6 protein-coding genes and 1 pseudogene are annotated in these 6,882 nt (G+C 61.2%); 2 read left to right on the forward strand and 5 right to left on the reverse strand.

Translation table 11 applies throughout. From position 1 onward, the window contains the following. Positions 1 to 112: 112 nt before the first annotated feature. Positions 113 to 892, reverse strand: coding sequence for an exodeoxyribonuclease III (locus tag ACW9JE_RS13120; protein ID WP_175375808.1), 780 nt, complete (start codon positions 890 to 892; stop codon positions 113 to 115). Between the two features lie 82 nt (positions 893 to 974). Here ACW9JE_RS13120 and pyrE point away from each other — a divergent pair, with 82 nt between their 5' ends. Then, positions 975 to 1,619: an orotate phosphoribosyltransferase gene (gene pyrE / locus ACW9JE_RS13125; protein ID WP_003229489.1), complete on the forward strand. Its 645-nt coding sequence runs from the start codon at positions 975 to 977 to the stop codon at positions 1,617 to 1,619. Positions 1,620 to 1,798: 179 nt separating this feature from the next. Here pyrE and argB read toward each other — a convergent pair whose 3' ends face one another. The 4 genes and pseudogenes from argB to coaBC all read right to left on the reverse strand — a co-directional run bounded on the left by argB (position 1,799) and on the right by coaBC (position 5,995). After that, positions 1,799 to 2,704, reverse strand: a complete 906-nt coding sequence (gene argB / locus ACW9JE_RS13130) for an acetylglutamate kinase (protein ID WP_224539842.1) — start codon at positions 2,702 to 2,704, stop codon at positions 1,799 to 1,801. A gap of 17 nt (positions 2,705 to 2,721) precedes the next feature. After that, positions 2,722 to 4,125, reverse strand: a pseudogene (locus tag ACW9JE_RS13135) (phosphomannomutase/phosphoglucomutase); the annotation flags it as partial. A 200-nt stretch (positions 4,126 to 4,325) separates the two neighbouring features. Beyond that, the gene (gene dut, locus ACW9JE_RS13140; protein ID WP_457432973.1) at positions 4,326 to 4,781 is read right to left on the reverse strand and encodes a dUTP diphosphatase; all 456 of its coding nucleotides are present in this window, start codon (positions 4,779 to 4,781) and stop codon (positions 4,326 to 4,328) included. A gap of 5 nt (positions 4,782 to 4,786) precedes the next feature. After that, positions 4,787 to 5,995 (reverse strand): bifunctional phosphopantothenoylcysteine decarboxylase/phosphopantothenate--cysteine ligase CoaBC, encoded by a 1,209-nt coding sequence (gene coaBC / locus ACW9JE_RS13145; protein ID WP_175375813.1) that lies wholly within the window; start codon positions 5,993 to 5,995, stop codon positions 4,787 to 4,789. Positions 5,996 to 6,130: 135 nt separating this feature from the next. Here coaBC and radC point away from each other — a divergent pair, with 135 nt between their 5' ends. Further along, on the forward strand, positions 6,131 to 6,805 hold the full coding sequence (gene radC / locus ACW9JE_RS13150) for a RadC family protein (protein WP_224541978.1): 675 nt from the start codon (positions 6,131 to 6,133) through the stop codon (positions 6,803 to 6,805). Positions 6,806 to 6,882: the final 77 nt, after the last annotated feature.

Raw genomic sequence — 6,882 nt, forward strand, 5'->3', positions numbered from 1 at the left:
CACAGGTGTCCACCGACACTCCACCGCGAGCAGGCTCGCTCCCACAGTTCAAGAAATCAGCGCCCACAAAAAAGCCGACAGTGATGTCGGCTTTTTTGTGTCTGCAAAACGCTTAGATGGTCAGCGTCCAGTCGTAGTCCACGATCAGCGGCGCGTGCTGCGAGAAGCGTGGCTGACGTGGCAGGCGTGCGCTGCGTACGAAGCGGCGCAGGCCTGGCGTCAGGATCTGGTAGTCGAACCGCCAGCCCAGGTTGAGCATTTCGGCCTGTTCGGTGTCCGGCCACCAGCTGTACTGGTCGCCTTCACGGCTGACTTCGCGCAGGGCATCGACGTAGCCCATGTTGCCGACAATCTCGTCCATCCAGGCACGTTCAGGTGCCAGGAAGCCCGGAGATTGCTGGCTGTCGCGCCAGTTCTTGATGTCGAGCTTCTGTTGCGCCACGTACAGCGAGCCACAATAAATGTACTCGCGGCGTTTGCGCCGTTGTTTGTCCAGGTACTTTCCGAAGTCGTCCATGAGCTTGAACTTCTGGTTCAAGTCCTCATCGCCGTTCATACCCGAAGGAAGCAGCAAGGTTGCAATACTGACTTTGTCGAAATCGGCTTGCAGGTAGCGCCCGTAGCGGTCGGCCGTCTCGAAACCGAGACCGCTGATGACAGCCTTCGGTTGCAACCGCGAGTACAAAGCCACACCACCTTGGGCGGGGACTTCTGCATCGCAGGCATAAAGGAAGTATCCATCCAGTTGGAAGGCTGGATCGTCCAGTTCAAAGGCGGAGGCACGGGTGTCCTGCAGGCAGATGACGTCGGCATTCTGTGCCTGCAGCCAACTGAGCAAACCTCGCTCGACTGCAGCCTGAATACCATTGACGTTCACACTGATGATCCGCATAAATGGCCCCAAAAATCGCGTGCGTGTATGATACACGGCGTCAAGCTATTTAGCTAAATCCGTGGTATTTGGGGTTTTTTTCATGCAAGCGTATCAGCGCGATTTCATTCGTTTTGCCATCGATCGCGGCGTTTTGCGCTTCGGTGAGTTCACCCTGAAGTCCGGACGCACCAGTCCTTACTTCTTCAACGCCGGCCTGTTCAATTCGGGTTCGGCTCTGGCGCAGCTGGGGCGTTTCTACGCCGCAGCCATTGCCGAAAGCGGCATTCCCTTCGACGTTCTGTTCGGTCCGGCCTACAAGGGCATTCCCCTGGCGGCGACCACTGCAGTGGCGTTGGCCGAGCATCACAACCGTGACCTGCCATGGTGCTTCAACCGCAAGGAAGCCAAGGCCCACGGCGAAGGCGGCAGCCTGGTTGGCGCACCGCTGACAGGCGAAGTGCTGATCATCGACGACGTGATCACCGCCGGTACCGCGATTCGAGAGGTGATGCAGATCATCGCTTCCCAGGAAGGCGCCAAGGCTGCCGGCGTGCTGATCGCCCTGAACCGTCAGGAGCGTGGCAACGGTGAGCTGTCGGCGATCCAGGAAGTGGAGCGTGACTTCGGCATTCCGGTGATCAGCATCGTTTCGTTGAACCAGGTGCTGGAGTTCCTGGCTGACGATCCGCAGCTCAAGCAACACCTGCCTGCGGTGGAAGCGTATCGCGCGCAGTTCGGCGTCTGATCCCCGACAACTGTAGGAGCGAGCATGCTCGCGATGGACTAAAGAGCACCGCTGGGTGTCAGGTATCCCGCGTCATCGTTAACGACCATCGCGAGCATGCTCGCTCCTACAGGTAATGTGTGGCAAAAAAAGACCCCGCTCGGTCAGGCCGAGCGGGGTCTTTTTGTATGCGCTACCGCTTACGGACGCTTGCGATTGCTGATCAGGGTGCCCACGCCGGTATCGGTGAAGATCTCCAGCAGGATCGCGTTCGGTACGCGACCGTCGATGATCAGCGAGCTGCCCACGCCGCCCTGGACCGCTTCCAGCGCGCAACGGATCTTCGGCAGCATGCCGCCGTAGATGGTGCCGTCGGCGATCAGGGCATCGACCTGCGCAGTGCTCAGGCCGGTCAGCACCTTGCCTTCCTTGTCCATCAGACCGGCGATGTTGGTCAGCAGCATCAGCTTCTCGGCTTTCAGCGCCTCGGCGACTTTGCCGGCCACCAGGTCAGCGTTGATGTTGTACGACTCGCCGTTCTCGCCAACGCCGATCGGTGCGATCACCGGGATGAAATCGCCTTTGACCAGCAGGTTCAGCAGATCGGTGTTGATCCCGACCACTTCGCCGACGTGACCGATGTCGATGATTTCCGGCTGGGTCATGTCCGGGGTCTGGCGGGTGACGGTGAGCTTCTTCGCGCGAATCAGCTCGGCGTCCTTGCCGGTCAGGCCGATGGCGCTGCCGCCATGACGGTTGATCAGGTTGACGATGTCCTTGTTGACCTGACCGCCCAGAACCATCTCCACCACGTCCATGGTCGCGGCGTCGGTGACGCGCATGCCGTCGACGAAATGGCTCTCGATGGACAGGCGCTTGAGCAGATCACCGATTTGCGGGCCGCCGCCGTGAACCACGACCGGGTTGATGCCCACGGCTTTCATCAGCACGATGTCGCGGGCGAAGCCGGTTTTCAGCTCCTCGCTTTCCATCGCGTTGCCGCCGTATTTGATCACCAGTGTCTTGCCGACATAGCGGCGAATGTAAGGCAGCGCTTCGGACAGGACCTTGGCGGTGTTGGCGGCGGCTTCGCGTTCGAGGGTCATTCAGGGCTCCGGGTGAATCAGAACGGTAGTTGGAGATCAGGTGCAACACGCTTCAACTGGACGTGGAAGACGTCCTTGATGCGTTGCAATTCAGCCTCGTCATCGGCCTCGAAGCGCAGTACCAGCACCGGCGTGGTGTTGGAGGCGCGAACCAGGCCCCAGCCTTTGGCATAGTCGACTCGCACGCCGTCAATGGTGGTCAGGTCGGCGCCTGCGCCCCACTGCGCGTCATGCAATGCATCAATGATGCTGAATTTGCTCTCTTCGGTCACATGGATATTGATTTCCGGCGTAGAAATATCGTTCGGGAAGGTCTCGAACAGCTCTTGCGCAGTGGATTTTTCCTTGCTCAGGATCTCCAGCAACCGGGCGGCGCTGTAAATGCCGTCGTCGAAACCGAACCAGCGCTCCTTGAAGAAGATGTGCCCGCTCATTTCGCCGGCCAGCAGGGCGCCGGTTTGCTTCATTTTCTTTTTGATCAACGAATGACCGGTCTTCCACATTAGCGGACGGCCGCCGTATTCCTTGATCAGCGGAGTCAGGCGACGAGTGCACTTAACGTCGAAGATGATTTCCGCGTCCGGGTTGCGCGCCACCACATCACGGGCGAACAGCATCAGCAGGCGATCCGGATAGACGATGCTGCCGGTGTTGGTCACCACGCCCACGCGGTCGCCGTCGCCGTCGAAAGCCAAGCCGATATCGGCCTTGGTTTCCTTGACCTTGGCGATCAGGTCAACGAGGTTTTCAGGCTTGCCCGGGTCCGGGTGATGGTTCGGGAAGTTGCCGTCGACTTCGCAGAACAGCGGGATGACTTCGCAGTTCAACGCTTCGATCAGTTGCGGAGCAATCACGCCGGCGGCGCCGTTGCCGCAGTCCACCACGACTTTCAGGCGACGGGCCAGCTTGATGTCCTGCACGATGGTGGTGGTGTAGCCGTCGAGGATTTCGACTTTGGTGATGCTGCCGTTGCCTTGGCTCAAGTTGTTGGTCTTGAGGCGGTCATGCAGGGCCTGGATCTGTTCGTTGGCCAGGGTGTCGCCGGCGATGACGATCTTGAAACCGTTGTAGTTCGACGGGTTGTGGCTGCCGGTCAGCATCACGCCGGATTTGCCGGCCAGTACGTTGGCGGCGTAGTACAGGGCAGGTGTCGGCACCAGGCCCACGTCGCTGACGTGGCAGCCGCTGTCGGCCAGGCCCTGGATCAATTGCTCGACCAGCTCCGGGCCGGAAAGGCGACCATCACGGCCGACGGAAACGTTCGGTTCATTCTGGGCCAGACTTTGGGCACCGATGGCGCGACCGAGCCAGTAAGCCGTCTCAGCGTTCAGAGATTCCGGGACGGTGCCGCGAATGTCGTAGGCGCGGAAAATACTGTCGGGGAACTTGGGGGCGACGCGGGCGGGGGTGCTCATCTGCGGAAATGCTCCATCTTGAAAGTGGCTGGACCGGCCGGCGAATCACTCGCCGGCCGGCTCAAACTGAAAGGTATGACGGCGTTTTTCCCAGAGAGTTCGTGGTGCGAAAAGGCCATGCCAGCGATGTTGGAGGCTGTTTAACCGGCCAATCCCCTGATTCTGCGCGGTGAAGGTTACATAACAGGGGTAGGCATTTTTACCGGTTAATTGGTGCCGGAGTGGCCGAAACCGCCGGTGCCGCGTTGGGTCTCGACGAACTCCTCGACCATCTCGAAATGCGCCTGGACCACGGGCACAAGCACCAGTTGCGCCAGGCGCTCGCCGACGGCCATGGTGAAGTCGGTCTGGCCGCGGTTCCAGCAGGAAACCATCAGCGGGCCCTGGTAGTCCGAGTCGATCAGGCCGACCAGGTTGCCCAGCACGATGCCGTGCTTATGGCCCAGGCCGGAGCGCGGCAGGATCAGCGCGGCCAGGCTCGGATCGCCGATGTAGACCGACAGCCCGGTGGGGATCAGCACGGTTTCGCCCGGCTTGATCACGATGTCTTGTTCCAGCATGGCGCGCAGATCGAGGCCAGCGGAGCCTGGGGTGGCGTATTGCGGCAGCGGGAATTCGGTACCGATGCGTGGGTCGAGGATCTTGGCTTGCAAAGCGTGCATGTAAATTAAACCTGGTTCAGTCGTTCAGCGATGAAGGTGATCAGCTGGCGAGCAATCTTGCTCTTGCTGGTCTGGGCGAAAAGTGTGGCGTGGAGGTCGCGGTCGATCACGCTGCAGGCGTTCTCTTCGCTGTTGAAGCCGATGCTCGGGTTGGCGACGTCGTTGGCGACGATCAAATCGAGGTTCTTGTCCTTCAACTTGCGGGCAGCGTAGTCGAGCAGGTGTTCGGTTTCAGCGGCGAAACCGACACTGAATGGACGGTCGGGGCGGGTGGCGATGCTGGCCAGGATATCCGGGTTACGGACCATTTGTAGTAACAGGCCGTCGCCGTTCGTAGGATCTTTCTTGAGTTTCTGTGGCGCGATGACTTCCGGACGGTAATCCGCAACTGCTGCCGACGCGATGAACAGGTCGCAAGGGATCGCGGCTTCGCAGGCGGCGAGCATGTCCCGGGCGCTGACCACGTCGATGCGGGTGACGCGATCCGGGGTCGGCAGGTGCACGGGGCCGGTGATCAGGGTCACGCGGGCGCCGGCTTCCACCGCGGCTTCGGCCAGGGCAAAGCCCATCTTTCCGGAGCTGTGGTTGGTGATGTAGCGCACCGGGTCGATGTTTTCCTGGGTCGGGCCGGCGGTGATCAGCACGTGTTTGCCGGTCAGCGCCTGGCGCTTGAAGCAATCGGCGGCGAGCTGGGCCAGGTCGGTGGCCTCGAGCATGCGGCCCAGGCCGACATCGCCGCAGGCCTGGCTGCCGGACGCCGGGCCGAAGACCTTCAGGTCACGGCTTTCAAGGGTTTGCAGGTTGGCCTGGGTGGCCGGGTCGCGCCACATGGCCTGGTTCATCGCCGGAGCAACCGCGACCACCGCGTCGGTGGCCAGCACCAGGGTGGTCAGCAGGTCGTCGGCAATGCCTTGGGCCAGACGGGCAATCAGGTCGGCGGTGGCCGGGGCGATCAGCACCAGATCGGCCCATTTGGCCAGCTCGATGTGCCCCATCGCCGCTTCGGCGGCCGGGTCCAGCAGGTCCAGGTGCACAGGGTGCCCGGACAGGGCCTGCATGGTCAGCGGGGTGATGAACTCGGCTCCGCCACGGGTCATGACCACGCGCACTTCCGCGCCCTGGTCCATCAGGCGGCGAACCAGGTCGGCGCTCTTGTAGGCGGCAATGCCGCCGCCGACGCCCAGAACAATGCGTTTACGATACAGCCGCTGCATAGGCCTGCCTTTCAATTCGTTGGTGACAAACGTAGCGAAACCCCCTCCCCAGGGTGAATTCGCCCGCAAAAAAGATGGGCTACGATATCACAGCGACCGCTACGGAACAGCGGCGCCCACAGACAGGGAGGTGCTATGAGTATTCGCGATTGGCCGGCGGCGGAACGGCCGAGGGAGAAGCTGCTGGAACAGGGTTCGGCAAGTCTTTCGGACGCCGAATTGCTGGCCATCTTTTTACGAACCGGGGTGTCCGGCAAAAGCGCGGTGGATCTGGCGCGCCATCTGCTGAGCCGATTTGGCAGCCTGCGCAATCTGCTCGAGGCGGATCTGCAGGCCTTCAGAGAGGAGCTTGGGCTGGGACCGGCCAAGTTTGCCCAGCTGCAGGCGGTGCTGGAGATGGGCCGGCGGCATCTGGCGGAGCGACTGCGCAACCGGTCGGTACTGGAGAATCCCCAGGCTGTGCGGGAATACCTCAAAGCGATGCTGCGCCACGAGCCTCACGAGGTGTTCGGCTGCCTGTTTCTGGATTCAAAACACCAGGTGCTGACCTTTGAGGCGCTGTTTCGCGGCTCCATCGACAACACCAGCGTGCATCCGCGGGAAGTGGTCAAGCGTGCGCTGGCCCACAACGCCGCCGCGTTGATCCTGTGCCATAACCATCCGTCGGGCAATTCCACGCCCAGTCAGGCTGATCGAAAATTGACCAAGCGCTTGCAGGAGGCGCTGGGGTTGATTGATGTGCGGGTGCTGGATCACTTCATCATTGGCGATGGTGATCCGCTGTCGATGGCGGAGTATGGGTGGATGTAGGGACAACCCTGACCCTGTAGGAGCCGAGCTTGCTCGCGATGGTCGTCAACGATAACGCTGGATGTCTGACACCCAGC

The sequence above is a fragment of the Pseudomonas sp. SDO55104_S430 genome, assembly GCF_054070595.1.

Bases quoted from the DNA above. Each gene is read 5' to 3' on its own strand.
- ACW9JE_RS13120 (WP_175375808.1), bottom strand. From the start codon at position 892: ATGCGGATCATCAGTGTGAACGTCAATGGTATTCAGGCTGCAGTCGAG.
- pyrE (WP_003229489.1), top strand. From the start codon at position 975: ATGCAAGCGTATCAGCGCGATTTCATTCGTTTTGCCATCGATCGCGGC.
- argB (WP_224539842.1), bottom strand. From the start codon at position 2,704: ATGACCCTCGAACGCGAAGCCGCCGCCAACACCGCCAAGGTCCTGTCC.
- dut (WP_457432973.1), bottom strand. From the start codon at position 4,781: ATGCACGCTTTGCAAGCCAAGATCCTCGACCCACGCATCGGTACCGAA.
- coaBC (WP_175375813.1), bottom strand. From the start codon at position 5,995: ATGCAGCGGCTGTATCGTAAACGCATTGTTCTGGGCGTCGGCGGCGGC.
- radC (WP_224541978.1), top strand. From the start codon at position 6,131: ATGAGTATTCGCGATTGGCCGGCGGCGGAACGGCCGAGGGAGAAGCTG.